We start from the raw sequence: 25557 nt of genomic DNA on the forward strand, positions 1-25557 counted from the left end.
ACAGGTTCATTGCCTGAACCATCGCTTTCGCGAGCAAGCCCATAGGATATGCATCCAAAATGTGCGGGCTTGCTCGCGAAAAAGCCCTCACAACCACTGCGCATACGCCTACCGCGATCCTTCCCGGAACTGCCCCGGCGTCATTCCCGTCCAGCGCTTGAACGCCCGATTAAAACTGCTGGTATCGGCAAACCCCAGCAAATGGCTGATTTCGGCCAATGAGCACTGCGGGTCGCGCAAATGCTGCAATGCCAGGTTCTGTCGGCATTCATTGAGCAGCGCGTCGAACCGGCATCCCTCATCGGCCAAGTGCCGTTGGACGCTGCGCAGGCTTACATGCAGCGCCTGGGCAACCCGTTCGGCGCTTGGCTCGCCGTCGGGCAATTGCGCCTCGATCGCCGCACGCACTTTGCGCTCCCAGGTCAGCGGTTGCAGTTGGGCAAGGGTGCGTTTGAGGACCGTCTCGTTGTGCTCGGCCAGCTCCGGGTTGGCGTCGTCCAGGTGGCTGTCGAAGTCCTGCGCTGCAAATTCCAGGCAGTCCTCCACCGCGCCAAAATTGACCGGTGCGCGGAACACCGTGTGCCACGGCGTGGGGTCGACCGGTTGCGGGCGGCGCAAATGCACGGCCAGTGGCGCGTAATCCCGGCCCAGGCGGTTACGGCAGGTGCGCACATAGATTGCTGCAAACGCATCGATGGCTTCCAGCGCCGGCGCCGGGCTGCCCTGGGGTTGCAACAGACGAAAGCGGTAGCGCTCGCCGTCGCGTGTCAGTTCAAGCGTCAAGGCATCACTGACCACCTGGTGATAGCGCACGATGCGTTCGAACACCTCGCGCAGACTGCCGCTGGCCACCAGCGCATAGCCCAACGCATGAAAGGTGGTGGGGCTGACAAACCGCGACACCCGCAAACCGATCGCCGGATCGCCGCTGGCCTGCACCGCCAGCGCCCACAGGCGCGTGGTGGCCGACAGCGGGTAGCGCGCGTTAGGGTCGTCCATCTGCTGCGGGTCGAGCCCGGCCTCATGGCACAGCGCGGCGCTGTCGAGGCCCAGGGCGTCGAGCTGCTTGCGCAGGGCACGGGTCCAGCTGGCGAGGGACGTGGGTTCGGTCATGGCGATTGGCGCTTGCAGTCAACAGGTTGGCGTGTGGGGCTAGCGTCCTGCGCGATGGCCTGGGGCAGGATGTAACCCTTGATGAACAAGAGGATGGGAGCATGGACGGTACTTCTGCAAGTCCCCAGCAGATGAACGCGCAACAGCGTTCGGCGCATATTCGTGAGGTGGTGCTGGCCGAAGGCGTGCGTTTGCGCCGGCAACACTCGTGGTTGCGGCATCAGGACGCCCTGGGCGCGGGCATCCTGGCCTTTGCGCTGATCGGCATGATCGGCTCGGCGGCGCTGTACATCGGCGGCCACATGGCCTGGTGGGCGTGCCTGCTGCTTAACGCCTTCCTGGCCTCATTGACCCATGAGCTGGAACACGACCTGATCCACAGCATGTACTTTCGCAAACAGCGCCTGCCCCACAACGTGATGATGGGCCTGGTGTGGCTGGCGCGGCCGAGCACGATCAACCCGTGGATCCGCCGCCACCTGCACCTCAACCACCACAAGGTCTCCGGCACCGAGGCCGATATGGAAGAGCGCGCAATCACCAACGGCGAGCCCTGGGGCTTCGCACGGTTGCTGATGGTGGGCGACAACGTGATGTCGGCGTTCATTCGCATGCTGCGAGCCAAGACCTGGGGCCATAAATTCAAGATCCTCAAACGCGCGCTGCTGGTTTACGCACCGCTGGCGCTGCTGCACTGGGGCGCGTGGTACGTGTTCCTCGGCTTCCACGCCGCCAATGGCATCGCCAGCCTGCTGGGCGCGCCGATCGACTGGTCCGCCGACACCTTGCAGGTGATGCACGTGATCGACATCGCCGCCGTGGTGATCATCGGTCCCAATGTGCTGCGCACGTTTTGCCTGCACTTTGTCAGCTCCAACATGCATTACTACGGTGATGTGGAGCTGGGCAATGTGATCCAGCAGACCCAGGTGCTCAACCCGTGGTGGCTGTGGCCGTTGCAGGCGTTCTGCTTCAACTTTGGCAGCACCCACGGGATTCACCATTTTGTGGTGAAGGAGCCGTTTTACATCCGCCAGATGAGCGCCAGGGTGGCGCATAAGGTCATGGCTGAGATGGGCGTGCGCTTCAATGATTTCGGGACGTTTGCGCGGGCCAATCGGCTGGGTTTTCCGCCGCCGGACGATGCCCGGTCGGCGCCTGCCTATAGAGCAGGCGCAGTGCGATAGGTAACAGGGCTGAACACCCGCGTCACCACCAGCATCGCCAGCGCGGTCACCGTCAGCACCACCCAGGCGCTGGCGAAGCTGCCGGTGAGTTCGCGCAGCCAGCCGGTCATCCACGGGGAAATCGCGTTGATCAAAAAGCCCACGCCTTGCACAAAGGCCGCCAGTTGCCCGGCTTGGCGAGGGTCGCGGTGGTGGTCGAGGGTCAGCAGCAGGCTCAGGGCAAAACACGCGCCGAGGCCGAAACCGCACAACGCCACCCACAAATGGGGAAATTGCAGCGGCGCCAGCAGCAGGCCGAGGTAGCCGATGGTCTGCGCCAGCAGACTGATGCCCAGCAGCGGCCGACGGTCGACACCGCGTTGCGCCAGCACCGGCATCAACAGCGCGGCAAGCACCTGGAAGATCGTCATGAATGCCAGCAGTGAGCCGCTGGGCAGCACGCCCCAACCCAACTGCTGATAGTACGCGGGCAGCCACGCCACCAGGCTCATATAGCCGCAGTTCACCAACCCGAAATACAGCGCCAGCAGCCACGCGCGACGGTTGCGCAGGCCTTCGAAGGCGGGCACAACCTGTGGGTTTTTTGCCGCGCCCAGCGGTAGCCAGACCCACAGCAACAAGGCGCCCAGCGCCGGCAACAGCCACACGCCCAACCCTGCCTGCCACTGCTGGAAATGGTTGGCCACCAACGGGCTGAGCAGCGCCGCCAGACCACCCCCGGCCATCAGCGAGGCAGAGTACACGCCCATCGCCACCGGCACGCGATGACGGAATTCGCGCTTGATCATCGCCGGCACCAACGCCTGGATCAGCGCCACGCCGGCGCCGCCGAGCAATGCCGTGACCAGCAGCGCCGCGCCCTGGCCCATCAGCCAGCGCGCCAGGCACGCCAGCAGAATCATCACCAAGCCCAGCGCAATGCCACGGCGCTCGCCCAGGCGCGCTTCCACGCGCACGCCCACCAATGCCACCAGACCCATGCACACCACCGGCAGGCTGGTGAGCAGGGCGCTGCTCTGGAAACTCAGGCCGGTGGCCTGGCGGATCTCGCCCAGCAGCGGGCTGATGGAGCTCAGGATTGGTCGCAGGTTCAGGCCCAGCACCACCAGCAGGCCCCAGCCGGCGAGGGATTTATTGAGGGTCATGCAGCGCTCTTGCGATGAGTAAATGAGGCGTGAGTATGGCCAGCGTCACAGGTATTCTGAAATTAAATATAACCATGCCCGCCAGTGGCAAATGGAATGACTATGTTCGATCCCGTGTTGCTCCGAAGCTTTGTCGCCGTGGCCGATTGCGGCAATTTCACCCGTGCCGCCGAGCGCCTGTACTTGACCCAATCCACCGTCAGCCAGCAGATCCGCCGCCTGGAGCAGGTTCTGGCGTGTCAGTTGCTCGACCGCGACCAACGTCGCGTGGTCGCGACCGTTGAGGGTGAACGCTTGCTGGCGTATGCACGGCGCATTCTGGCGCTGCACGAGGAGGCCGCCGACGTGCTGATCAACCAGCAGAGCGACGGCGTGCTGCGCCTGGGGGTGCCGGAAGACTTTGCGGCGCAGCGCCTGATGCCCTTGTTGTCGGCGTTTGTGCGCGCCTATCCACGGGTGCGCCTGGAGGTCACCAGCGGGCTCGGCCCTGCGTTGCAACGCCAATACCGGAACGGCGAATTCGATGTGCTGCTGGTCAAGCAGATGGGCGACAGCGACGACTGTCTGGCCTCGTGGCCCGAGCCGTTGTGTTGGGTCGACAGCCGCAGCACGCCCTCCCTGGGCCGCGACCCGCTGCCGTTGGTGGCCTTCCCCGTGGGCGGCCTGTACCGCAATGAAATGCTGCAACATCTGGAAGTGGCCGGCTGGCGCTGGCGCATCGGCTATTCCAGCGCGAGTCTGGCCAGTGTGTGTTCGGCGGTGGCGGCGGGGTTGGGCGTGAGTTTATTGCCGCGCCGGGTGGTGCAGGCCGAGCACGTGGAGCTCGGTCCGCAAACTGGTTTGCCTGCGGTGCAAGGCGTGCGCCTGGCGTTGTATGCCCGCGGCGGCCTGAGCGCTGCGGGACAGTGCCTGCAGGCTGAACTGTTCGATTTGTGTGCAAACAGCCCGGTCGAGCCCTGCCTCGACTGACAAGTTTGCAGGGTCGTAAAGTCTCGAAAAAACCGGACTGGCGTGTGTGCGCGTTTCGCGTGTTGGTCTGTGTGCGGCCTTTTCCATCTGAGTTTCATATTTGTTTTGGTTATTAATAAATAGCTTCTTATTCCTTAACGAGCATAAGTCGTGTCCCTATACTGCTCAGCAACGTTAAACGCTGCAGGAGGGCACCCCCATGCACAGCGAGTCGATTCGTTACCTGATCGTGCCGGGCTGGCAAGGATCGCCAGAAAATCATTGGCAAACCCATTGGCAGCACAGCCTGCCCAACAGTGCGCGCGTGGAGCAGGCCGATTGGCTGACACCGCGCCGCGAAGACTGGGTGGCTGCCCTGGCCGAGGCCATCGCCGCCGACAGCACGCCGGTGATCCTGATCGCCCATAGCCTGGGCTGCATCACCGTGGCCCACTGGGCCGCCACTGCACCGGTGCACTGCCTGCGCCAGGTGCGCGGCGCCTTGCTGGTGGCGCCGGCCGATGTCGAACGTCCGGCGTGCGCGCCTGCCTTGCGCAATTTCGCGCCGATTCCCACCCACCTGCTGCCGTTTCCCAGCCAGGTGGTCAGCTCCGACAACGACAGTGCCATCAGTGCCCCGCGTGCGCTGGAGCTGGCGCGTTACTGGGGTGCCGAAGCCGGGATTATCTCCGGCGCCGGACATATCAATGTGAAGTCCGGCCACCAGCGCTGGGAGCAGGGGTTCGCGTACCTCTATCGCCTGCAAAACCGCCTCGAGCATCACGCCCGGCGTAGCGCATAACTTTCTTTCAACGCCCCGTCCCTGCGTGGATTGGGGCGGGAGCCTGCCATGAGTCATGACACCTTCGGCCAGCCCTTGCTGACCTTCCCCGATGCCGAAAAAAGCCCGCTGAGCATCCGCGCCAAGGCGCTGGTGTTCGTCGACCCTCGCTCGCGCCAGCTACGGCAAGACCTGGAAAACCTGGCGCCCCGTGCACTGCCCGTGTTGATTCGCGGCGAGACCGGCAGCGGTAAAGAGTTGCTGGCGCGGCATATCCACCGTGGCAGCGATCGGGCGGGGTTGTTTGTGTCGGTCAACTGCGGCGCGATCAGCCCCACCTACGCCGATGCCGAGTTGTTCGGCTATGCCGCCGGCGCCCACAGCGGTGCCGCCAGCAGCCGCGCCGGCTGGTTCGGTTCGGCCAATGGCGGCACCTTGTACCTGGATGAAATCGGCGACTTGCCGCTGCCCATCCAAGTGAAATTACTCGCGGCCCTGGAGAACCACGAAGTCACCCGCGTCGGCGCGCACCAGCCCAGCCCGGTGGACGTGCGCCTCGTCGCGGCCACCAGCATTGACCTGGCCCAGGCCGTGGCGGCGGGCAAGTTTCATGAGCGGCTGTTCCATTATCTGAGCGAAGGCCGCTTGGACTTGCCGGCGCTGCGTGAGCGGGTCGGCGACATCCTATCGCTGGCCGAGTACTTCCTCGGCATTTACAGTCAGCGCCTCGGCCTGCCGGTGCCGTTGATCAGCGAGGCGGCGCAGCAAGTGCTGGAACACCACAGTTGGCCGGGCAATACCCGTGAGCTGGAAAACGTTATTCACTTTGCCTTGCTGGTGAGCAGCGGCGACGAGATTTTGCCCGAGCATTTGAACCTGCCGGTGGTCGGTTCGCCGTTGGAGCAGGTACGGCGCATCTTCGCCAATGCCAGTTCCGCGCAGCGGGAAACCCTGCGTAGCTTCCTGTATGAGCAAAATGGAATATCAACGTGAATAAAAGATATTGTTCCGGAATAAAAAATCTAGGTATTGTCCGTTCCACGCCGCGATAGCACTTCGCTGGCACATTACTTAACACGCGGCCGTCACAGACGACCCGGACTTCCGATAAGGACACTGCATGAAAAAGGTTCTGTTGTTTACCGCACTGGCGGCTGCTCTGACTGCCGGCTTCGCTCAGGCCAACGAGAAACTGGTGGTCGCCGCCACCCCGATCCCGCACGCCGAGATCCTTGAGCTGATCAAGCCGACCCTGGCCAAAGAAGGCGTGGACCTGCAGATCAAGGTCTTCACTGACTACGTGCAGCCCAACGTGCAAGTCGCCGAAAAGCGCCTGGACGCCAACTACTTCCAGACGCTGCCGTACCTGGAAAACTTCAACAAGGGCAAGGGCACCAACCTGGTGACCGTGGTCGGCGTGCACGTTGAACCTTTCGGTGGTTACTCGAAAAAGATCAAAAATATTTCTGAGCTCAAGGACGGCGCCACCGTGGCCATCCCCAACGAAGGCTCCAACAGTGGCCGCGCCCTGTTGCTCCTGCAAAAGGCCGGTGTCATCACCCTGAAAGACCCGACCAATGCCCTGGCCACGCCAAAAGACATTGCCAGCAACCCGAAGAACCTGAAATTCAAAGAGCTGGAATCGGCCTTGCTGCCGCGTGTTCTGGACCAGGTTGACCTGGACTTGATCAACACCAACTATGCGCTGGAAGCCGGCCTGAACCCGGCCAAAGACGCGCTGATCATCGAAGACGCCAAGTCGCCGTACGTGAACTTCCTGGTGGCGCGCCCGGACAACAAGGACAGCGACGCTATCCAGAAACTGGCCAAGGCGCTGACCAGCCCCGAAGTCAAAGCGTTCATCGAGAAGAAGTACAACGGCGCGGTCGTGCCGGCGTTCTGATCGAGCGGTAAAGCCCCTTCAAGGTTTCAACGCCGACGGCTTGCACAGCGTCGGCGTTTTTTTGCGCCCTGCAGCAACGGTGCAGTCGAGCGGGCTGCATGACACACCCGCCCTTCAGTCGCTTGGGAACCATCGGCGTATGGGAGCCTCCATCCAGATAAGGAACCCTGAACTAAGCTCACAGTCGCATACACACTGGCAAGTCGGCATCACGCAAAAGGAGCCTGCATGGGCGGTCGTATTTCCACCTGTATTTTCGGACTTGGCCTACTGGCGCTGTTGAGCGGTTGTGGCCAGGAAAAAGCCGAGCCCAAGGCCCATTCGCGGGTGTTTGTGCAAACCGTGCAGCCGGCGCAGTTCGCGGCGGCGGTGACGCTGACGGGGGATATCCAGGCCCGCGTGCAAACCGATTTGTCGTTTCGTGTCGGTGGCAAGATCATCCAGCGCATGGTGGACGTGGGCGACCGCGTGAGCGCCAGGCAAGTGCTGGCCAAGCTCGATCCCAAGGATTTACAAACAAACGTCGACTCCGCCCAGGCCCAGGTGGTGGCCGAGCAGGCGCGGGTCAAGCAGACGGCGGCGGCTTTTGTGCGTCAGGAGAAACTGCTGCCCAAGGGCTACACCAGCCGCAGTGAATACGATGCCGCCCAGGCCGCGTTGCGCAGCAGCCAGAGCGCCCTGGCCGCGGCCCAGGCTCAGTTGGCCAACGCCCGCGAACAATTGGGCTACACCGCCTTGATCGCCGATGCGCCCGGCGTGATCACGGCGCGCCAGGCCGAGGTCGGCCAAGTGGTGCAGGCCACCGTGCCGATTTTCAGCCTGGCCAGTGATGGCGAGCGTGACGCGGTGTTCAACGTCTACGAATCCCTGTTGGTGGAGCCGCCCCCCGACGCGCCGATTACGGTCAGCCTGCTCGACAACCCGAGCATCAAGGCCGTGGGCAAAGTCCGCGAAGTCACGCCCGCCGTGGCCGCCAACACCGGTACCGTGCAAGTGAAGATCGCCCTGCAATCGCTGCCCAAAGGCATGGATTTGGGCTCGGTGGTCAGCGCCACCGCCAATGGCCCGGCCAAGGCCAGCATCGAGTTGCCCTGGTCGGCACTCACCAAAGACCTCAGCGAACCCGCCGTATGGCTGGTGGACGGCGACGGCAAGGCGCAGTTGCACAAGGTCAGCGTGGCGCGCTACCTCACCGGCAAGGTCATCATCAGTGACGGCCTGAAAGGTGGCGAAAAAGTGGTGGTGGCCGGTGGGCAGTTGCTGCACCCCGGCATGATCGTCGAGATCGCCAGCCAAGGAGCCCAGCCATGAAGCGTCTGACGGTTGTGCTCGCCGCCAGCCTGTTATTGATGGCGTGCTCCAAGCAAGAACCGGCGCCCGAGCCCGTGAGGCCGGTGTTGTCCATTGAAGTGAAAGCCGAAGACCAGGAAACCCTCGGCCGCTTCGCCGGCACCATCCAGGCGCGCTACGAAAGCAACCTGGGCTTTCGCGTGCCAGGGCGCATCGCCCGTCGCGCTGTGGATGTGGGCGCCGAAGTGGAGAAGGGCGCCTTGCTCGCCGTGCTCGACCCCACCGACCAGCAGAACCAATTGCGCGCTGCCCAGGGCGATCTGGCCAGGGTCCAGGCGCAATTTATCAACGCCCAGGCCAACGCCCGCCGTCAGCAGGAACTGTTCAACCGGGGCGTCGGCGCTCAGGCCCAATTGGATATCGCCCAGACCGACCTGAAAACCACCCAGGCTTCCCTCGACCAGGCCCGTGCCTCGGTTAACCAGGCCAGGGACCAGCTCAACTACGCCGAACTGCGCACCGACCATGCCGGCATTGTCACCGCCTGGAATGCCGAGGCCGGCCAGGTGGTCAGCGCCGGTCAGCAAGTGGTGACCCTGGCCCGCCCGGACATCAAGGAAGCGGTGATCGACCTGCCCGCCGGCCTCGCCGAGCGCCTGCCGCCCGACGTGGTGTTCCTGGTGGCCGGGCAACTGGATCCCGGCGTCAACACCACCGCCGTGGTGCGCGAGATCGAACCCCAGGCCCAAAGCGCCACCCGTACCCGCCGCGCCCGCCTGACCCTCAGCGACACGCCCGCCGCGTTCCGCCTGGGCAGCGCGATCAGCGTGACCTTGAGTTCCGCCATCGCGCCGCGCCTGGAAGTGCCCCTCAGTGCGTTGCAGGAGGTCGACGGCAAAACCCGCCTGTGGCTGCTCGACACCCACACCCAGACCGTGCAACCGCGTGAAGTGAGCGTGGTCAGCCGCGACGCCGACAGCGCGTTGCTCGATAACGGCGTCAAGCCCGGCGAACGGGTGGTGACCGCTGGCGTGAACAGCCTGACACCCGGGCAAAAAGTCAAAATCGACGAGGACAGCCCGCGATGAAAGGACGCTTCAACTTATCCGACTGGGCCCTCAAGCATCAGTCCTTCGTGTGGTACCTGATGTTCGTCGCCCTGCTGATGGGCGTGTTCTCCTACATGAACCTGGGGCGCGAGGAAGACCCCTCGTTCACCATCAAAACCATGGTGATCCAGACCCGCTGGCCGGGCGCGACCCAGGAAGAAACCCTTAAGCAAGTCACCGACCGCATCGAGAAAAAACTCGAAGAGCTCGACGCCCTCGACTACGTCAAAAGCTACACCCGGCCGGGTGAGTCAACGGTGTTCGTGTTCCTCAAGGACACCACCAGCGCCAAGGCCATTCCAGAGACTTGGTACCAGGTCCGCAAAAAGATCGACGACATTCGCGGCTCCTTCCCCCAGGGCCTGCAGGGGCCGTCGTTTAACGACGAGTTCGGGGACGTGTTCGGCTCGGTGTATGCGTTTACCGGCGATGGTCTGTCGATGCGTCAACTGCGTGACTACGTGGAACAGGTGCGCGCCGAGATCCGCGCGGTGCCGGGGTTGGGCAAGGTCGAGATGATCGGCCAGCAGGACGAGGTGATTTACCTGAACTTCTCCACGCGCAAACTGGCGGCCCTGGGCATCGACCAGCGTCAAGTGGTGCAGAGCCTGCAATCACAGAACGCGGTGACCCCCGCCGGGGTGATCGAAGCCGGGCCGGAGCGGATTTCCGTGCGCACCTCGGGGCAGTTCGCCTCGGAGAAGGACCTGGCCAACGTCAACCTGCGCCTCAATGACCGCTTCTATCGCCTGGCGGACATCGCCGACATCAGCCGTGGCTACGTCGACCCGGCGCGGCCGATGTTTCGGTACAACGGCAAGCCGGCCATCGGTTTGGCGATTGCCATGCAGAAGGGCGGTAACATCCAGTCGTTCGGTAAGGCGCTGCACACGCGCATGGACGAACTGACCGCCGATCTGCCGGTGGGCGTTGGCGTGCACAAGGTGTCCGATCAGGCCGAAGTGGTGGAAGAGGCCGTCGGCGGCTTTACCAGCGCGTTGTTCGAAGCGGTGATCATCGTGCTGGTGGTGAGTTTTATCAGCCTCGGTATGCGTGCCGGGCTGGTGGTGGCGTGTTCGATTCCACTGGTGCTGGCCTTGGTGTTCGTGTTCATGGAGTACAGCGGCATCACCATGCAGCGCGTGTCGCTCGGTGCATTGATCATTGCCCTCGGCCTGTTGGTGGACGATGCGATGATCACCGTGGAAATGATGATCACGCGCCTGGAAAAGGGCGAGACCAAAGAACAGGCGGCGACCTACGCCTACACCTCGACCGCGTTCCCGATGCTCACCGGCACACTGGTGACCGTGGCCGGCTTTGTGCCGATCGGCCTCAACGCCAGTTCGGCGGGTGAATACACCTTCACCCTGTTCGCGGTGATTGCCGTGGCAATGCTGGTGTCTTGGGTGGTGGCGGTGCTGTTTGCGCCGGTGCTGGGCGTGCATATCCTCAGCGCCAAGGTCAAACCCCACGACGCCGAACCGGGGCGCGTCGGCCGCGCTTTCAATGGCGGCATGCTGTGGGCCATGCGCAACCGCTGGTGGGCGATCGGCATCACGGTGGCGCTGTTTGTCGCGTCGGTGTTCTCGATGCAGTTCGTACAGAACCAGTTTTTCCCGTCGTCGGACCGCCCGGAAGTGCTTGTCGACCTCAACCTGCCGCAAAACGCCTCGATCAACGAGACGCGCAAGGCCGTCGACCGCCTCGAAGCGATCATCAAGGACGACCCGGACATCGCGCGCTGGAGCACCTATATCGGCCAGGGCGCGATCCGTTTCTACCTGCCCCTCGACCAGCAGTTGGAAAACCCCTACTACGCGCAGTTGGTCATCGTCAGTAAAGGCCTGGAAGAGCGCGGCGCGTTGATTGCGCGCCTGCAAAAACGCCTGCGCGATGACTTCGTGGGCATCGGCAGCTTTGTGCAGCCGCTGGAAATGGGGCCGCCGGTGGGGCGGCCGATTCAGTATCGCGTGTCCGGTAAAGACACCGATCAGGTGCGCAAGCACGCGATCGAACTGGCGACGCTGCTGGACAAAAACACCCATTTGGGCGAGATCATTTACGACTGGAACGAGCCGGGCAAAGTCCTGCGCATCGACATCGCCCAGGACAAGGCGCGGCAATTGGGGTTGTCGTCCGAAGACGTGGCGCAGTTGATGAACAGTGTGGTCAGCGGTGCCTCGGTGACCCAGGTGCATGACGATATCTACCTGATCAACGTGGTCGGCCGCGCCGAAGACGCCGAACGCGGCACGCCGGAGACCTTGCAGAACCTGCAGATCGTTACGCCCAACGGCACCTCGATTCCGTTGTTGGCCTTCGCCACCGTGCGTTACGAACTGGAGCAGCCGCTGGTGTGGCGCCGTGACCGCAAGCCGACCATTACCATCAAGGCTTCGGTGCGGGATGAGATGCAGCCGACCGACCTGGTCAAGCAGCTCAAACCCGAGATCGACCAATTCAGCGCGGGCCTGCCGGTGGGCTACCGGGTCGACACTGGCGGCACCGTGGAAGAAAGCGGCAAGGCCCAGGGTCCGATTGCCAGCGTGGTGCCGTTGATGCTGTTCCTGATGGCAACCTTCCTGATGATCCAGTTGCACAGCGTGCAGAAGATGTTTCTGGTGGCGAGTGTCGCGCCGCTGGGGCTGATTGGCGTGGTGCTGGCGTTGATCCCCACCGGCACGCCCATGGGCTTTGTGGCGATCCTGGGGATTCTGGCGCTGATCGGCATCATCATCCGCAACTCGGTGATTCTGGTGACGCAGATTCACGAGTATGAAGTGGCCGGCTACACGCCGTGGGATGCGGTGGTGGAAGCCACCGAGCACCGGCGTCGTCCGATCCTGCTCACCGCAGCGGCGGCGAGCCTGGGCATGATCCCGATTGCGCGAGAAGTGTTCTGGGGGCCGATGGCCTACGCGATGATCGGCGGGATCATCATCGCGACCTTGCTGACCCTGCTGTTCCTGCCGGCGCTGTATGTGGCCTGGTACAGGATCCGCGAACCGAAGCAGGACCCGCAGGAAAAACGCGGTTAAAGCGGTGGTAGCTGTTTCTAGGATTTGCGCCAGACGCTCGCCAGCCATGGCTGCTGCTCACGCGGCAGTCCGGCGGGCCGGTAGTAGTGTTCCAGCTCGACAAATCCGGCGGCGGTCAGTAACGCTTGCCATGCTGCCAGGTCGTGATAGGCGCCATAACGCGGCCCGTTCCAACCTTCCTGGTTCTCGCCACGCGGGTTGGAGCTGAACAGCACGCCGCCCGCTTTCAGAGCCCCGTGCAACTGCTTGAGTACCCGTGGCAGTTCCTGCCTGGGAATATGAAACAGCACTGCATTGGCGAAGATCCCGTCAAAGCGCGCCGCCGGTAAATCCAGTTTGAGGAAGTCCTGCTGCAATACTTCGCAACCGCTGTCTTCGCGTGCCATCTGCGCAAACCGCTCGGAGCCGTCGAGCCCCACGGCGATGTGGCCCATGCGCGTGAAGGTTTGCAAATCCCGCCCCGGTCCGCAGCCGAAATCCAGCACGGTAAACGGAGGGGTGCCCTGGATATGCCGCAATAACGCGTCGATGTTCTGGGTTACATCGTGGTCGCGGGTGCCTTCACGGAAGTCCTCGGCCACCGTGTTGTAGTGGCCGAGGGTGGTGGACGTGATCTGGTCGAGGTCATCGGGCTTGAGGGTCATGACGGGTAAATACCGGGCGCTGAGAGGGCCCGACTATACCTCACCGCTTGTTCAGCACCCGCGCCAGGCGATCACCGCCCAGTTGGATCACCGCCACCAGCACCACCAGCAACACGATCACCGTGAGCATGATCTGCGTATCAAAGCGCTGATAGCCATAGCGGTAGGCAATGTCGCCCAGGCCACCGGCGCCAATCGCGCCGGCCATGGCCGACGAGTTGATCATGGTCACCAGGGTGATGGTAAATCCGCCGACAATCCCCGGCAGGGCTTCGGGCAGCAGCACATGCCAAATGATGTGCCGGCGCCGGCAGCCCATGGCCTGCGCCGCTTCGATCAGGCCGTGATCGACCTCGCGCAGGCTCACCTCGGCGATGCGGGCAAAGAACGGCGTGGCGGCGATGGTCAGCGGCACCACCGCCGCCCACACGCCGTAGGTGGTGCCGACGATCAGCCGGGTGAACGGGATCAGTGCCACCATCAGAATCAAAAACGGAATCGAGCGGAACAGATTGACGAAAGCTCCCAGCACGCGGTTCAACGCCGGGGCCTGGTAGATGCCGCCCTTGTCGCTGGTCACCAGAAACACCGCCAGGGGAATCCCCACCAGCAACGCGATCAACGACGACACGCCGACCATCAACAAGGTGTCGATGGCGCCCTGTACTAAACGATCAAACCACATAACCCAGCACCTCCACCTGGTGTGCCCAGTTCGCGGCACGGTTGCGCAACTCGTCGGCGCCGTGGCTCGAACCACTCACCGCCAGCAGCAATTGCCCCAGGGCATGCCCCTGGATGCGCTCCACGCCGCCTTGCAGCAAACGCACGCGCCCACCGAGGGCGCTGAACAACGCGGCCAGGTCGGGCTCATCGCTGGAGCTGCCGGTGAGCTGCAAGCGCAGCACTACGGCGGCTTCGGGCGTTGGCGCGGTGGCGTGCAAACGGCGTTGCAGCTCTTCCGGCAGCCCGTGTTGCAACGGCGCCAGCAGGGTTTTGCTGACCTCATGGCGCGGGTTGCCGAACACTTCCCACACCGGGCCCTGCTCGACGATGCGCCCGTATTCCAGCACCACCACGCGGTCGCAGATGTCGCGAATCACCGCCATTTCATGGGTGATCAGCACGATGGTCAGGCCCAGGCGCCGGTTGATCTCGCGCAGCAGGCCGAGGATCGATTGGGTGGTTTCCGGGTCCAGCGCCGAGGTGGCCTCGTCGCACAGCAGAATCTCGGGGTCGTGCACCAGCGAACGGGCGATGCCCACTCGTTGTTTCTGCCCGCCGGACAGCTGCGCCGGGTAGGCCGTGTGCTTGTCCTGCAAACCCACCAGCTCCAGCAGCTCGCGCACCTTTTGCTCACGCTGCAGCTTGGGCACGCCGGCGACTTTCAGCGGCAACTCGACGTTCTGCCACACCGTCTTGGCCGACATCAGGTTGAAGTGCTGGAAGATCATGCCGATGCGCCGGCGCAGCGCCACCAGGCGGTCTTCGTCGAAGTCGCCGATGTCCACCTGATCGATCAATACGCGCCCGCTGCTGGGTTGCTCCAGGCGGTTGATGGTGCGGATCAGCGACGATTTGCCGGCGCCGCTACGGCCGATGATGCCGAACACCTCGCCGCGTTGGATCGCCAGGTCGATGCCTTGCAATGCTTGCACGCGGCCGTCGTAGGTCTTGCCCAGGTTGATAAAACGCACGTGGGCGCGGTTCAACTGCGGGTGCAGTTCTGTGTGCTCGGCGTCTCTGGGCGCGGTGCCCAGGTCGCGCAGTCGGGCGTTGGCGGCACTCATTTTTTTGCTTCCCAGCCGACTTGGTAGAGTTTGCCCAGGGATTTATCCAGCGCGGCGCGCACCACCGGCGAGTGCTGGTAGATGTCGACGAACTGGATCACCCGTGGATCGGTTTTGCTTTTGGGCTGGATCACGAATTGGATCACGTACTCCGGGTGGTCGAGGCCGTCGAACAGCAGCGCCGACTCGGCATCGAAGGTCTTGGACAGGCGGATATACGCCGGGTAGCCCTGCACCAGGTCGGCATCGTCATAGGCGCGCACCAGTTGCACGGCTTCCACTTGCAGGATCTTGAGCTGCTTCGGGTTGGCGACGATGTCTTCTTCGGTGGCCTTGTAGCCCACGCCTGGTTTGAGGCTGATCAGCCCGGCCTTGGCCAGCAGTTGCAGGCCGCGCCCGCTGTTGATCGGGTCGTTGGCGATGGCCACGCTGGCGCCTTCAGGCAGGTCTTTGAAGCTTTTGTAGCGCTTCGAATACAGCCCGACATTGTTGATAATGCCTGGCGCGTACGGCACCAGGTCAAACCCGGCGGCGGCTTTGGCGTTTTCCAGGAACGGGATGTGCTGGAAGTAGTTCACGTCGATGTCGCCGGCCGCCAGGCTGACGTTGGGCGCGATCCAGTCGGTGAATTCCACCAGCTCGACCTTCAGGCCCTGCTTGCCGGCCTCGGCTACGGCGGCTTCCAGGGGGATCGCGAAGGCGGCGGTGGTGCCGACTTTGAGCGGCGCATCGGCGGCGAACACCGCTGAGCTGAATACGCCGAGGGCCAGGGCCAGTGCCTTGACTGGGTTATTGAGGAATGTCTTTTTCATAGTGGGTTTCCAGTCATAAGGTATTCGGACAAACAATGCAGATCCCAGGTGGGGGCTTGCCCCTCCCGCAGGTTTTGTTCAGTGTCGGTAGGTGGATCCGGTGTGTTGTTCGGGCAGGCGGGGGCCGGCGTGGAAGACTTTTTCACGCAAGGTGCCTGGCTCATAGGCGGTCTTGTACGACCCACGGCGTTGCAACTCCGGCACCACCAGGTCGATAAAATCCACGTAGCTTTCCGGGGTCACGATGCGCGTGAGGTTGAAGCCGTCCAGGCCGGTTTCGCTGATCCAGGATTCCAATTCATCCGCCACCTGCTCGGGCGAGCCGACCAGGGTGATGTAGCGGCCGCCCAAGGCGTGCTGCTCCAGCAACTTGCGCCGGGTCCAGTCATTGTTTTGCAGGTGCCGGGTGGCCGACTGGATCGCGTTGCTCTTCACGTACTGGATCGGTTCATCCAGCGCGTACTGGGAAAAATCTATCGCCGTGGACGCCGAAAAGTGCGCCACGCCGGCCTCGGCACTGGCGTAGCTCAGATACTCCGCATGCTTGGCCCAGGCCAGTTCCTCGGTAGCGCCGACGATCACGTTCAGCCCCATGAACACCTTGATGTCGTCCGGGTTGCGCCCGGCCGCCACCGCGCTGGCCCGCACCTTGTCCACCTGAACCTTGGTCGACGCCTTGTTCTGCCCGCTGATAAACACACACTCGGCGTGCTGCCCGGCGAACAGCAAGCCCCGGTCCGAGCTGCCGGCCTGGAACAGCACCGGCGTGCGCTGCGGCGACGGTTCGCACAGGTGATAACCCTGCACCTGATAGAACTCGCCGTGGTGCTCGACCTTGTGCACTTTGCCCGGCTGCGCATAGACCCGTTGCGCAGGATCGTTGATAACGGCGTCGTCTTCCCAGCTGCCTTCCCAGAGTTTGTACAGCACCTGCAGGTATTCATCGGCCTGGTCGTAGCGCCGGTCGTGCTCGACCTGCTCGGTCAGACCCATGGCCTTGGCCGCGCTGTCGAGGTAACCGGTGACGATGTTCCAGCCCACCCGACCACGGCTCAGGTGATCGAGCGTGGACATGCGCCGGGCGAACAGGTACGGCGGCTCATACGTGAGGTTGGCGGTGAGGCCAAAGCCAAGGTTTCGGGTGACGGCAGCCATGGCCGAGACCAGCAGCAGCGGGTCGTTGACCGGCAGTTGGATCGACTCTTTGAGCGGCACATCGATGCTGTTTTGGTACACGTCATACACACCGACGATATCGGCGATGAATAACCCGTCGAACAACCCGCGTTCCAGGGTTTGAGCCAGGTCGGTCCAGTACTCGAGGGTTTTGTACTGCGTGGACGTGTCCCGTGGATGGGTCCACAGGCCGTGGTTGATATGCCCGATGCAGTTCATGTTGAACGCATTGAGCAGGATTTTTTTCTTCGCCATCAGAGGGTCCCCCGCAGCGGCGGGTTTTCGTCGTTGAGGTAGTAATTGCCGACGGCGTGGTACTTCCAGCGCACCGGGTCGTGCAGGGTGTGCACGCGCGCGTTGCGCCAGTGACGGTCCAGGCCGTGTTCGGCCAGGGTCGCCTGGCTGCCGGCGAGTTCGAACAGGGTGCTGCCGGCGGCCAGGGATATTTCGGTGCTCAGGGCGCGGACTTCGGCGACGGCAATGGACGCGGCGGCGACGGTATCGGCGGTGGGGTCGGCCTGGGCGCGGTCGAGGTATTCACCGGAGCGCTCCAGCAGCGCCTCGGCGGCGTGCAGGCGGATGCTCAAGTGACCGAAGCTCTTCAGGGTCAGCGGGTCTTCGGTGGCCTTGTCGTTACCGGAATCAATCCACGGGCGGGTCTTGGTGCGCACAAAGTGCAGCGCATCTTCAAAGGCCGCGCGCGCGATGCCGGTGTCGATGGCGGCGTGAAGGATCTGTGCCAGCGGGCCGACGGTAGTCGGGCGTGCAAAGGCGCTCTGGAAAGGGACTACGTCATGGGCGGCGACCCACACGTTGTCGAACACCACCGAGCCACTGCCGGTGGTGCGCTGGCCGAAGCCGCTCCAGTCGTCGATGACCGTCAGGCCTTCACTGTCGCGCGGTACGAAGGCCAGTTGCTGGATGCCGTGTTCGTCCACCACCGAGGTGGGGATGCGTTGGGCATAGAGTGCGCCGGTGGCGTAGAACTTGCGGCCGCTGATGCGAAACCCATCGCCGTCGCGGGTGATACGGGTGACGCGATCGTGTGCGGTCTTGGTGCCCAGTTCGGCCAGGGCGTTGCCGAAGCGCCGGCCGGCGAGCACTTCGGCGTACAGGCGTTGTTGCTGCACCGGGCTGCCGTTCACGCGCAGGACTTCCAGGGCATAGAAATGGTTTTGCGGGATCTGGCCCAGGGACGCGTCGGCCTCAGCGATCAGCGCGATGACCTTGGCCAGGGTGACGTTGGACACGCCGGCACCCCCGTAGGCTTGCGGCACGCTGATGCCCCATAGGCCCGAACGGGAAAACGCATCCAGTTCGGGCCAGGGCAGGCGGCGCTCGCGGTCGCGCTGAGCGCTGTCGCGACGAAAGTCTTCGGCCAGGTCGCTGGCGACAATAAGGGCGTGTTCATCGCTGGTGATAACCGCGACGCTTGCAGAGAAAGGCATGGGTGTTCTCCAGGGTCTGGTCGGTTAAATCCAGGAATGGCGAGCCGGCAACGTGCCGTTCAAGCGATAGGCGCCGATGGCGTGATACTTCCAGCGCACGGGATCGTGCAGGGTGTGCACCCGCGCGTTGCGCCAGTGACGGTCGAGGTTGAACTGCGCGAGCGTGGCCCGGCTGCCGGCCAGTTCGAAGAGTTTTTCGCTGACCTGCAGCGACACCTCGGTGGTGAGCACCTTGGCCTCGGCCACCGCAATGGAGGCGCGGGCGGCCGATTGCGCGGTGATCGGTGCGGCGCTCACCTGGTCCAGTACCTGGCCTGCCTTGCGCAGCAGGGCTTCGGCGGCGTGCAGTTCGATCTGCAGCTTGCCGATGTCGGCGATCACATACAGGTCATCGCTGGCGCGCTCGACCTTGGCGTCGATCCACGGGCGTGAGCGTTCACGCACAAAGGCGATGGTGTCATCGAGGGCGCCACGGGCGATGCCGGCGTCGATGGCAGCCTGAATCAACTGCGAAACGGCGCCCTGGATGTTCGGGCTTTGGCTGATGCGCCAATTGTCGACCACCTGTTCGGCGTCCACCGGCACTTGGTCCAGCAGCACCGTGCCACTGGCGGTGGTGCGCTGGCCAAAGCCCGACCAGTCATCCACGATGCGCAGCCCTGGGCTGCCACGGCGTACGAACGCCATGACCTGCTGGCCGTCATCGTTGAGTGCTTTGATCGCCACCCAATGGGCAAACAGCGCGCCGGTGGAGTAGAACTTCTGGCCGCTGACCACGTAGCCGTCGCCCTGGGCGGTCAGGCGCGCCTTGAGCTCCAGGGTGTTTTGGGTGCCGCGCTCCGGGCCGCCGTTACCGATGCGCCAACCGTCGAGCACGCTCTGAAACAGCTGCTTTTTCTGGCGCTCGGTAGCGGTGCCCTGCAACAGGTGCAGGATGCCGAAGTGGTTCTGCGGAATCTGCCCGAGGGCCGGGTCCGCCGCGCTGATGATCGCGAATACGTCGGCCAGGGTTACGAACGAAACCTGTGGGCCGCCGTACTCGCGGGGAATGGAAATACTGCCCAGCCCGCTACGGGTGAACTGCTCGATCTGCGCCCACGGCAATGTGCGGTGCTGATCGCGCCTGGCGGCCTGCAGGCGCGCAGCCTGCGCCAGCGCGTGGGCGGCTTCGAGTGCCTCTGCATCGTTGCGCAGCACGATGGCCGGCAACAGCAGGGGGGCGACATCCAGATCACTCTGGGGGGGTGTTAGAGCCAAGTTAGACATCAGCGCCGCTCCTTGGCTGCACGTAATGCCCTGGCGTTATGCACCGGGGTAATCCTGACCATACCGACCTCGCATTCAATGAAATAAAAACAAAAATTCAGAGATGTCCGGTGGTCCGGTGCATATACCCTAAGCTTGTTAAATATTTAAATAAACTAACTTTTAGGAATATGCATAGAAGAGCAGTCATCCCGGTTCGCAGGGTGAGCCGATGGGGCGGGGCTGGTAGATGAGAGCGGCCGTGCCGGGGTAGGCCGGCGCACACGCGGCAATGCGCAGCGTGCGCGCCGGTGCCCAGCGCGAGTTGTTGCCGACGCGATCCAGCACGCAGTACGTCACCTCTACGCGGCTGTCGTCACCGGCTTCGACAATCACCGTCGATGGCACCCAGACCTGCACCGCGAGGCCGACGGTGCCGGCCTGGATTTTTGGCAAGTCCATGCGCACGTCGCCCCAGCGCAAGGTGATGGCATCGCCGCTGGCCATATTCACGTAGGGCTCGATGGCCAGTGGAACGCCGCGCTGCACTTGGCGACTGTTGATGCCGTACCGGCGAATGGTCTCGGGCAGGCTCACAGGGGCGAGGCACTGGTTTTCATCGGTGTACGGCGGCGGGGTGTGCCCGCCTGGGCCGTTCGTCTTGATGTGTACCCTGGCCACCGCTGAACACGCCGGGCCGTGGCCGATCTGCAGGATGTGGTAGTGAACCCGCGCCACGCCATCTTGTACAAAACTTTCGGGAACCCGCAGCTGGGTCGGCGTGCCGATTTTGCCTGCGCTCACCCGTCGCGAGGCGGCAAAGCAGTTGTTCCAGAACAGCTCGATCAGGTCGCCTTCCTCCATGCCGGGGTAGGGTGCGATGTCCACCAGCAGCTGTGCGGCCGCCAGCGCGTTGATGCCATGTCGATTAGCCTGGGGCAGGGTTGGGGCGGTGAGCATTGCCCCGGTTGCAGTGCGCGTCATATGTCATCTCCTAGATGCAGCCAGCAGCCATCGTTCCGGCCCATTGGCGCGGATGCGCAGGGGGGCTGAAAGGAACGATTCAGTGAGTAGCCGGGATAGGATCCAATCCTCTGGGCCTTAGATAAGAGGGTTGGTCAGGCAGCGTCAATGGCGGCAAAAGGCTAAACGGCGGCGATGGAGATATTCAGAAGAGTCTGACGGGGAGGGGGCTTTTCAGGGGTGGACGGCAGGGCGTTTTGCCCACCTGCGGCGGCCCCGCAGGCGTACCTGCGGGGCCGCTGCTCAATGCGCCAGAAACTTGCTCAGGAACTGTCGGGTGCGTTCTTCCCTGGGGTTGGCGAACAAGGCCTTGGCTTCGCCCTGTTCGACGATCACGCCCTTGTCGAAAAAGATCACCCGGTTGGCCACATCCCGGGCAAAGCTCATTTCGTGGGTGACGATGACCATGGTGCGGTTTTCTTCAGCCAGGCTACGGATGGTCGCCAGCACTTCGCCTACCAGCTCCGGGTCCAGTGCCGAGGTGGGTTCGTCGAACAGAATCACCTCCGGCTCCATCGCCAGCGCCCTTGCAATCGCCACGCGCTGTTGCTGCCCACCGGATAGGCGCCGGGGGTAAGCGTCTTCCTTGCCCGCCAGGCCGACCCTGGCCAGCAGCTTGCGTCCCAGGGCGATAGCGTCTTCGCGCGGCATCTTCTTGACCACGGTGGGCCCTTCGATGACGTTTTCCAGCGCCGTGCGGTGGGGGAACAGGTTGAAGTTCTGGAACACAAAGCCCACATGCTGGCGCAAGCGCCGCACCAGGCCTTGTTGCTGATTGAGCGGACGGCTGCCGTCGATCTGGATGTCACCCACCTGGATGCGGCCGCTGGTGGGTTCTTCAAGGAAGTTCAAGCAGCGCAGGAAGGTGGTCTTGCCGGAACCGCTGGGGCCGATGATGGCGACGACTTCGCCTTCCTTGACCTCAAGGTCGATGCCGTTGAGCACCACCTGACCGTTGAATTGTTTGGTCAGTTTTTCAACCACGATCATGCGTCAAGACTCCAGGTCATGCCGGTTGACCCGGTCTTCCAAACGATTTTGAAAATGCGCCAGGATGCTCGCCAGTACCCAGTAGATCAGGGCAGCGGACAGATACATGGTGAAAATCTCGAACGTGCGCGCAGACACCAGTTGGGCCTGACGGAACAGCTCCGGGACCTGGATGGTGGCGGCCAGCGCAGTGTCCTTGACCAGCGAAATAAAGCTGTTGCCCAAGGGCGGCAGGGCCGTGCGCATCGCCTGCGGCAGGATGGCCCGCCGCAGGGTCTGCGCGCGGGTCATGCCGATACTGGCGGCGGCTTCCCACTGGCCACGCTCGATGGAGGCGATGGCGGCCCGCAGGATTTCACAGGCGTAGGCGGCCATGTTCAGCGAAAAGCCGATCATGGCCGCCGGGATCGGATCCAGCTCGATGCCCACTTGCGGCAAGCCGTAGTAGATCAAAAACAGCTGTACCAGCAAGGGCGTGCCGCGAAAGAACGACACGTAGACGCGGGCGGTCCAGCTCAGCAGCTTGAAGTGCGACAGGCGCATCAAGGCCAGGCCGAAGCCCAGCAGCAAGCCGAAGAACATCCCGCCAAGGCTAAGAATCACCGTGTAGTACGCGCCCTTGAGCAGAAAGGGCGCGGAGTCCAGCGCGAGTTGGAGACTTGCCTCCATTATTGAGTGACGTCAGCGTTGAAGTACTTCTCGGACAGCTTCTTCAAGGTGCCGTCGGCGCGCAGCTTGTCGAGGGCCTTGTTTACAGCATCCAGCAGTTCTGGCTCGCCTTTGCGCAGGGCGATACCCGCTTCCTGGCGGGAAAAGGCGTCGCCGGCAGCGGCGGTGTCCGGGGCTTTCTTGGCGTATTCCAGGGCGGCCAGGCGGTCGATCAGGATGGCGTCGATACGGCCAACTTTCAGGTCCTGGAATTTGGTCGGGTCGTCGTTGTAGGTCTTGATGATGGCTTTAGGCTGGTTGTCCTTGAGCCATTGTTCGTAGTTGGTGCCAAGGCCTACGCCGACTTTTTTGCCGGCCAGGTCGTCGGCGGTCTTGATAGTGTCGACGTTCTTTTTCAGGACCAGCGCCTGGATACCGGAAACGGTATAGGGCTTGGAAAAGTCGTACTTCTTCTTGCGCTCTTCAGAGATGGTCACTTGGTTGACCACCGCGTCCAAACGCTTGGACTCCAGGGCGGCAAGGATGCCATCCCATGGCGTGGCCTGCAGCTTGACCTTCACGCCCAGCTCTTTGGCCAGGGCTTCGGACAGCTCGACTTCGAAACCGCTGAGCTTGCCGCTTTCATCGACAAAGCTGAAGGGCGGGTAAGTGCCTTCCAGGCCGATCTTGATCTCGCCGGCTTTCTTGATGTTGCCCAGTTGCTCGCCGGCAACCGCCTGGCCCAACAGCCCGGCGCCGAGCGCCAGACCCAAGGTGCCGACCAGCAAGGTGCGACGCAATACAGAAATAGTCATGAAGAGCCCCTGTGTTTTTTATGGTGAGCGAAGCAGGTGACGCAGTAGCCGTATCCTGCCTTAAAGCGCGAAGCGCGTCTTCGCCTTCGGCGCCATGATAAAGGCGGTTTTTAAGACTTGAAAATAATATAAAACAAAACTCTTATTCTTTTTTGAGCTATCTGCTGATGGAGTTTCAGAACACAGCGTCATAGGCAAACAACGCTGGCGCCCCTCCGGTATGCAGGAAAATGATCGGCCCCTCTTCAAACCGCTGACGGCCGATGCCGTCCAACAGGCCGGCCATGGCCTTGCCCGTGTAGACCGGGTCCAGCAGCAGGCCTTCCTGGCTCGCCAATAGCTTGACCGCCGAAAGGGTACCGGCGTTCGGTTCGCCATAACGCGGGCCGAAATATTCGTCCCACAGGATTACCTTGAAGGCGTCGGGGATATCCACGCCGAGCAACTCGGCGGTGCGTTCGGCCAGGCTCTGTACTTTGGGGAACTGCGCTTCTTCGGTGCGCGATACGGTAATGCCGATCACCGGCAGCTGCGGCAGCACTTCACTCAAGGCCAGGGCCAGGCCGCTGTGGGTTCCGGCACTGCCGGAGGCCAGTACGACGGCGGCGAATTCGATCCCGCTGTCTTCGATCTGTGCGGCCAGCTCCAGGCCGGCGCGCACATAACCCAGAGCGCCGAGGGCGTTGGAGCCGCCGATGGGCACCAGGTACGGCTTCTTGCCGTTGCTGCGCAGGCGGTCGGCAAGGGCGTTGAGCTGGTCGTCGACGTTGTCGAGGTTTTCGACCAATTCCACTTTGGCGTCGAACAACTCCAGCAGCAGGCGGTTGCCGTTGGCCAGGTAGTTGGGGTCTTCGGTGCCGGTGGGGTTTTCCAGCAGGGCGACGCAGCCCAGGCCGAGTTTGGCCGCCAGCGCGGCAGTCTGGCGTACGTGGTTGGACTGGATGGCGCCGGCAGTCACCAGCGTGTCGGCGCCTTGGGCGATGGCGTCGGCGGCCAGGTATTCGAGCTTGCGCAGCTTGTTGCCGCCCATGGCCAGGGGCGTGGTGTCGTCGCGCTTGACGTAAACGTCCCTGCCCAGCCAGGCCGACAGCCGTTCGAGTTTTTCCAGGGCAGTGGCGCCGCCCAGCAGTTCCAGACGGTTAAAGCGGTCGAGCTGTTGCTTGATCATGGCTACGCACGGTGGCTAAGGGATGCACGGACTATAGGCAGGCACTTTTCATCGGGCAACCGTCAATCGCTTATGCCGGATGGTTCTGAGCATCGCACCATTGGTTCTTAAGGGCGGCCAGGGTGGATACCGTAAAGTGATGGCCATTTCGTCAGGAGTGAAGACCGTGAGTGAGCGTTCCAGTCATTGGCAATTACAGACCATCGTCAGCCAACTGCGCGGCGCCCGAGACCAGTGGCGAACCCGCAACGGTCGTTTGAGTGGCGAGCATGGCGGCCGTGAGTTGCCCTCGCGCGACGCGGTGGCGCAGATTCTTGAAGCGCTGTGCGGTGCGCTGTTCCCGATGCGCCTGGGGCCGGCGGATCTGCGTGAAGAAAGTGAAGACTTCTACGTCGGCCACACCCTCGACGTGGCACTCAATGCCTTGCTGGCCCAGGCGCGCCTGGAACTGCGCTACGCCGCGCGCCAGGGCGCTCAGGATCACAGCCAGATCGATGCCCAAGCCATCCGCCTGATCCAGGATTTCGCCCTGGCCTTGCCGGCGTTGCGCAGCCTGTTGGACACCGACGTACTGGCGGCCTATCACGGTGATCCGGCCGCACGCAGCGTGGATGAAGTGCTGCTGTGCTACCCGGGGATTCTGGCGGTGATTCACCATCGCCTGGCCCACCATTTGTACCGCGCCGGCCTGCCGTTGCTGGCCAGGATCATTGCCGAAATCGCGCACTCGGCCACCGGTATCGACATTCACCCCGGCGCGCAGATCGGCCCGAGTTTCTTTATCGACCACGGCACCGGCGTGGTGATCGGCGAAACCGCGATCATCGGTGAGCGGGTGCGCATCTATCAGGCGGTGACGTTGGGCGCCAAGCGTTTCCCGGCGGATGAGGATGGACAGTTGCAGAAAGGCCATCCGCGGCATCCGATCGTTGAGGACGATGTGGTGATTTATGCCGGGGCGACGATTCTTGGGCGTATCACCATCGGCCAGGGCTCGACCATCGGCGGCAATGTGTGGCTGACCCGCAGCGTGCCGGCCGAGGCAAATATCACCCAGGCGAATTTGCAGCATGATGACGGGACGCAGAAGTAAAGCACCGGCACAAACTCCCTGCGGGAGGGCAAGCCCGCTCCTACATTTGGTCGTATTCCAGATTTACTCGGCAATCGCTGAACGATTGTTCTCCGCCACCCGTCATACAAACCCTTGAGCTGGCGTAGGAATTGTCTGCCGCTCAGCCCTGGGATTAGTCCAAAACCGCCGGTTCATGTTTAACTTGA

General features: G+C 63.0%; 23 protein-coding genes. 9 read left to right on the top strand and 14 right to left on the bottom strand.

Annotated features, from left to right (window positions below; translation table 11 throughout):
* Nucleotides 1–108 precede the first annotated feature (108 nt).
* Nucleotides 109–1113: an AraC family transcriptional regulator gene (locus tag KZX66_RS20915; protein ID WP_248082961.1), complete on the bottom strand. Its 1005-nt coding sequence runs from the start codon at nucleotides 1111–1113 to the stop codon at nucleotides 109–111.
* Between the two features lie 101 nt (nucleotides 1114–1214).
* Between KZX66_RS20915 and KZX66_RS20920 the strand changes: the two genes are divergently transcribed.
* Complete coding sequence (locus KZX66_RS20920) at nucleotides 1215–2300, top strand: fatty acid desaturase (RefSeq protein ID WP_248082970.1); 1086 nt, start codon at nucleotides 1215–1217, stop codon at nucleotides 2298–2300.
* On the opposite strand, the gene KZX66_RS20925 is transcribed toward KZX66_RS20920, so the two are convergent.
* Complete coding sequence (locus KZX66_RS20925) at nucleotides 2276–3445, bottom strand: CynX/NimT family MFS transporter (RefSeq protein ID WP_248082990.1); 1170 nt, start codon at nucleotides 3443–3445, stop codon at nucleotides 2276–2278. The two genes, KZX66_RS20920 and KZX66_RS20925, sit on opposite strands and share 25 nt — an antisense overlap.
* Nucleotides 3446–3547: 102 nt before the next feature.
* On the opposite strand from KZX66_RS20925, the gene KZX66_RS20930 reads away from it, so the two are divergent.
* The 7 genes from KZX66_RS20930 to KZX66_RS20960 all read left to right on the top strand — a co-directional run bounded on the left by KZX66_RS20930 (nucleotide 3548) and on the right by KZX66_RS20960 (nucleotide 12517).
* Nucleotides 3548–4414, top strand: a complete 867-nt coding sequence (locus tag KZX66_RS20930; RefSeq protein WP_248082992.1) for a LysR family transcriptional regulator — start codon at nucleotides 3548–3550, stop codon at nucleotides 4412–4414.
* Between the two features lie 199 nt (nucleotides 4415–4613).
* Nucleotides 4614–5195 (top strand): alpha/beta hydrolase, encoded by a 582-nt coding sequence (locus tag KZX66_RS20935; protein WP_248082994.1) that lies wholly within the window; start codon nucleotides 4614–4616, stop codon nucleotides 5193–5195.
* A gap of 48 nt (nucleotides 5196–5243) precedes the next feature.
* Nucleotides 5244–6167: a sigma 54-interacting transcriptional regulator gene (locus KZX66_RS20940; RefSeq protein ID WP_248083003.1), complete on the top strand. Its 924-nt coding sequence runs from the start codon at nucleotides 5244–5246 to the stop codon at nucleotides 6165–6167.
* 127 nt (nucleotides 6168–6294) lie between these two features.
* Nucleotides 6295–7077, top strand: coding sequence for a MetQ/NlpA family ABC transporter substrate-binding protein (locus KZX66_RS20945; RefSeq protein WP_248083005.1), 783 nt, complete (start codon nucleotides 6295–6297; stop codon nucleotides 7075–7077).
* Between the two features lie 228 nt (nucleotides 7078–7305).
* The gene (locus tag KZX66_RS20950; protein ID WP_248083007.1) at nucleotides 7306–8388 is read left to right on the top strand and encodes an efflux RND transporter periplasmic adaptor subunit; all 1083 of its coding nucleotides are present in this window, start codon (nucleotides 7306–7308) and stop codon (nucleotides 8386–8388) included.
* The gene (locus tag KZX66_RS20955) at nucleotides 8385–9455 is read left to right on the top strand and encodes an efflux RND transporter periplasmic adaptor subunit (protein WP_248083009.1); all 1071 of its coding nucleotides are present in this window, start codon (nucleotides 8385–8387) and stop codon (nucleotides 9453–9455) included. Before KZX66_RS20950 ends, KZX66_RS20955 begins: the two co-directional genes overlap by 4 nt.
* Entirely contained in the window at nucleotides 9452–12517 is a 3066-nt protein-coding gene (locus KZX66_RS20960; protein WP_248083011.1) for an efflux RND transporter permease subunit, read from the top strand. The genes KZX66_RS20955 and KZX66_RS20960 overlap by 4 nt, the downstream gene beginning before the upstream one ends.
* Before the next feature lie 17 nt (nucleotides 12518–12534).
* On the opposite strand, the gene KZX66_RS20965 is transcribed toward KZX66_RS20960, so the two are convergent.
* The 12 genes from KZX66_RS20965 to KZX66_RS21020 form a co-directional block, all read right to left on the bottom strand.
* Nucleotides 12535–13161, bottom strand: a complete 627-nt coding sequence (locus KZX66_RS20965) for a class I SAM-dependent methyltransferase (RefSeq protein WP_248083013.1) — start codon at nucleotides 13159–13161, stop codon at nucleotides 12535–12537.
* A 40-nt stretch (nucleotides 13162–13201) separates the two neighbouring features.
* Complete coding sequence (locus KZX66_RS20970) at nucleotides 13202–13846, bottom strand: methionine ABC transporter permease (protein WP_248083015.1); 645 nt, start codon at nucleotides 13844–13846, stop codon at nucleotides 13202–13204.
* The gene (locus KZX66_RS20975) at nucleotides 13836–14951 is read right to left on the bottom strand and encodes an ATP-binding cassette domain-containing protein (RefSeq protein ID WP_248083017.1); all 1116 of its coding nucleotides are present in this window, start codon (nucleotides 14949–14951) and stop codon (nucleotides 13836–13838) included. Before KZX66_RS20975 ends, KZX66_RS20970 begins: the two co-directional genes overlap by 11 nt.
* Nucleotides 14948–15763, bottom strand: a complete 816-nt coding sequence (locus tag KZX66_RS20980; protein ID WP_248083019.1) for a MetQ/NlpA family ABC transporter substrate-binding protein — start codon at nucleotides 15761–15763, stop codon at nucleotides 14948–14950. Before KZX66_RS20980 ends, KZX66_RS20975 begins: the two co-directional genes overlap by 4 nt.
* Before the next feature lie 78 nt (nucleotides 15764–15841).
* Nucleotides 15842–17194 carry an LLM class flavin-dependent oxidoreductase gene (locus KZX66_RS20985; RefSeq protein WP_248083021.1) on the bottom strand — a complete coding sequence of 451 codons (1353 nt, stop codon included), beginning with the start codon at nucleotides 17192–17194 and terminating at the stop codon, nucleotides 15842–15844.
* Nucleotides 17194–18387 (bottom strand): SfnB family sulfur acquisition oxidoreductase, encoded by a 1194-nt coding sequence (locus KZX66_RS20990; protein ID WP_248083023.1) that lies wholly within the window; start codon nucleotides 18385–18387, stop codon nucleotides 17194–17196. Before KZX66_RS20990 ends, KZX66_RS20985 begins: the two co-directional genes overlap by 1 nt.
* Nucleotides 18388–18411: 24 nt before the next feature.
* Nucleotides 18412–19653 (bottom strand): SfnB family sulfur acquisition oxidoreductase, encoded by a 1242-nt coding sequence (locus tag KZX66_RS20995; protein ID WP_248083025.1) that lies wholly within the window; start codon nucleotides 19651–19653, stop codon nucleotides 18412–18414.
* A 186-nt stretch (nucleotides 19654–19839) separates the two neighbouring features.
* Nucleotides 19840–20616: a hypothetical protein gene (locus KZX66_RS21000; RefSeq protein WP_248083027.1), complete on the bottom strand. Its 777-nt coding sequence runs from the start codon at nucleotides 20614–20616 to the stop codon at nucleotides 19840–19842.
* Between the two features lie 282 nt (nucleotides 20617–20898).
* Nucleotides 20899–21645, bottom strand: a complete 747-nt coding sequence (gene tcyN, locus KZX66_RS21005) for an L-cystine ABC transporter ATP-binding protein TcyN (RefSeq protein ID WP_248083029.1) — start codon at nucleotides 21643–21645, stop codon at nucleotides 20899–20901.
* Between the two features lie 3 nt (nucleotides 21646–21648).
* Complete coding sequence (gene tcyL / locus KZX66_RS21010; RefSeq protein WP_191947053.1) at nucleotides 21649–22314, bottom strand: cystine ABC transporter permease; 666 nt, start codon at nucleotides 22312–22314, stop codon at nucleotides 21649–21651.
* A complete protein-coding gene (gene tcyJ, locus KZX66_RS21015; protein ID WP_248083031.1) occupies nucleotides 22314–23108 on the bottom strand; it encodes a cystine ABC transporter substrate-binding protein in 795 nt (264 codons plus the stop codon). Before tcyJ ends, tcyL begins: the two co-directional genes overlap by 1 nt.
* A gap of 175 nt (nucleotides 23109–23283) precedes the next feature.
* Nucleotides 23284–24276, bottom strand: coding sequence for a D-cysteine desulfhydrase (locus tag KZX66_RS21020; protein ID WP_248083033.1), 993 nt, complete (start codon nucleotides 24274–24276; stop codon nucleotides 23284–23286).
* Nucleotides 24277–24442: 166 nt separating this feature from the next.
* Between KZX66_RS21020 and epsC the strand changes: the two genes are divergently transcribed.
* Complete coding sequence (gene epsC / locus KZX66_RS21025; RefSeq protein ID WP_248083035.1) at nucleotides 24443–25369, top strand: serine O-acetyltransferase EpsC; 927 nt, start codon at nucleotides 24443–24445, stop codon at nucleotides 25367–25369.
* Nucleotides 25370–25557: the final 188 nt, after the last annotated feature.

Origin of the sequence: Pseudomonas sp. EYE_354 (genome assembly GCF_023148575.1) — a bacterium.
Lineage (GTDB): Bacteria > Pseudomonadota > Gammaproteobacteria > Pseudomonadales > Pseudomonadaceae > Aquipseudomonas.

Coding starts and splice junctions, on each gene's coding strand:
- KZX66_RS20985 (WP_248083021.1), bottom strand. CDS start 17,194: ATGGCGAAGAAAAAAATCCTGCTCAATGCGTTCAACATGAACTGCATC.
- tcyL (WP_191947053.1), bottom strand. CDS start 22,314: ATGGAGGCAAGTCTCCAACTCGCGCTGGACTCCGCGCCCTTTCTGCTC.
- KZX66_RS20975 (WP_248083017.1), bottom strand. CDS start 14,951: ATGAGTGCCGCCAACGCCCGACTGCGCGACCTGGGCACCGCGCCCAGA.
- tcyJ (WP_248083031.1), bottom strand. CDS start 23,108: ATGACTATTTCTGTATTGCGTCGCACCTTGCTGGTCGGCACCTTGGGT.
- KZX66_RS20935 (WP_248082994.1), top strand. CDS start 4,614: ATGCACAGCGAGTCGATTCGTTACCTGATCGTGCCGGGCTGGCAAGGA.
- KZX66_RS20930 (WP_248082992.1), top strand. CDS start 3,548: ATGTTCGATCCCGTGTTGCTCCGAAGCTTTGTCGCCGTGGCCGATTGC.
- KZX66_RS20995 (WP_248083025.1), bottom strand. CDS start 19,653: ATGTCTAACTTGGCTCTAACACCCCCCCAGAGTGATCTGGATGTCGCC.
- KZX66_RS20920 (WP_248082970.1), top strand. CDS start 1,215: ATGGACGGTACTTCTGCAAGTCCCCAGCAGATGAACGCGCAACAGCGT.
- KZX66_RS20945 (WP_248083005.1), top strand. CDS start 6,295: ATGAAAAAGGTTCTGTTGTTTACCGCACTGGCGGCTGCTCTGACTGCC.
- KZX66_RS20960 (WP_248083011.1), top strand. CDS start 9,452: ATGAAAGGACGCTTCAACTTATCCGACTGGGCCCTCAAGCATCAGTCC.
- tcyN (WP_248083029.1), bottom strand. CDS start 21,645: ATGATCGTGGTTGAAAAACTGACCAAACAATTCAACGGTCAGGTGGTG.
- KZX66_RS20925 (WP_248082990.1), bottom strand. CDS start 3,445: ATGACCCTCAATAAATCCCTCGCCGGCTGGGGCCTGCTGGTGGTGCTG.
- KZX66_RS21020 (WP_248083033.1), bottom strand. CDS start 24,276: ATGATCAAGCAACAGCTCGACCGCTTTAACCGTCTGGAACTGCTGGGC.
- KZX66_RS20915 (WP_248082961.1), bottom strand. CDS start 1,113: ATGACCGAACCCACGTCCCTCGCCAGCTGGACCCGTGCCCTGCGCAAG.
- KZX66_RS20950 (WP_248083007.1), top strand. CDS start 7,306: ATGGGCGGTCGTATTTCCACCTGTATTTTCGGACTTGGCCTACTGGCG.
- KZX66_RS20965 (WP_248083013.1), bottom strand. CDS start 13,161: ATGACCCTCAAGCCCGATGACCTCGACCAGATCACGTCCACCACCCTC.
- KZX66_RS20955 (WP_248083009.1), top strand. CDS start 8,385: ATGAAGCGTCTGACGGTTGTGCTCGCCGCCAGCCTGTTATTGATGGCG.
- KZX66_RS20990 (WP_248083023.1), bottom strand. CDS start 18,387: ATGCCTTTCTCTGCAAGCGTCGCGGTTATCACCAGCGATGAACACGCC.
- KZX66_RS21000 (WP_248083027.1), bottom strand. CDS start 20,616: ATGACGCGCACTGCAACCGGGGCAATGCTCACCGCCCCAACCCTGCCC.
- KZX66_RS20940 (WP_248083003.1), top strand. CDS start 5,244: ATGAGTCATGACACCTTCGGCCAGCCCTTGCTGACCTTCCCCGATGCC.
- KZX66_RS20970 (WP_248083015.1), bottom strand. CDS start 13,846: ATGTGGTTTGATCGTTTAGTACAGGGCGCCATCGACACCTTGTTGATG.
- KZX66_RS20980 (WP_248083019.1), bottom strand. CDS start 15,763: ATGAAAAAGACATTCCTCAATAACCCAGTCAAGGCACTGGCCCTGGCC.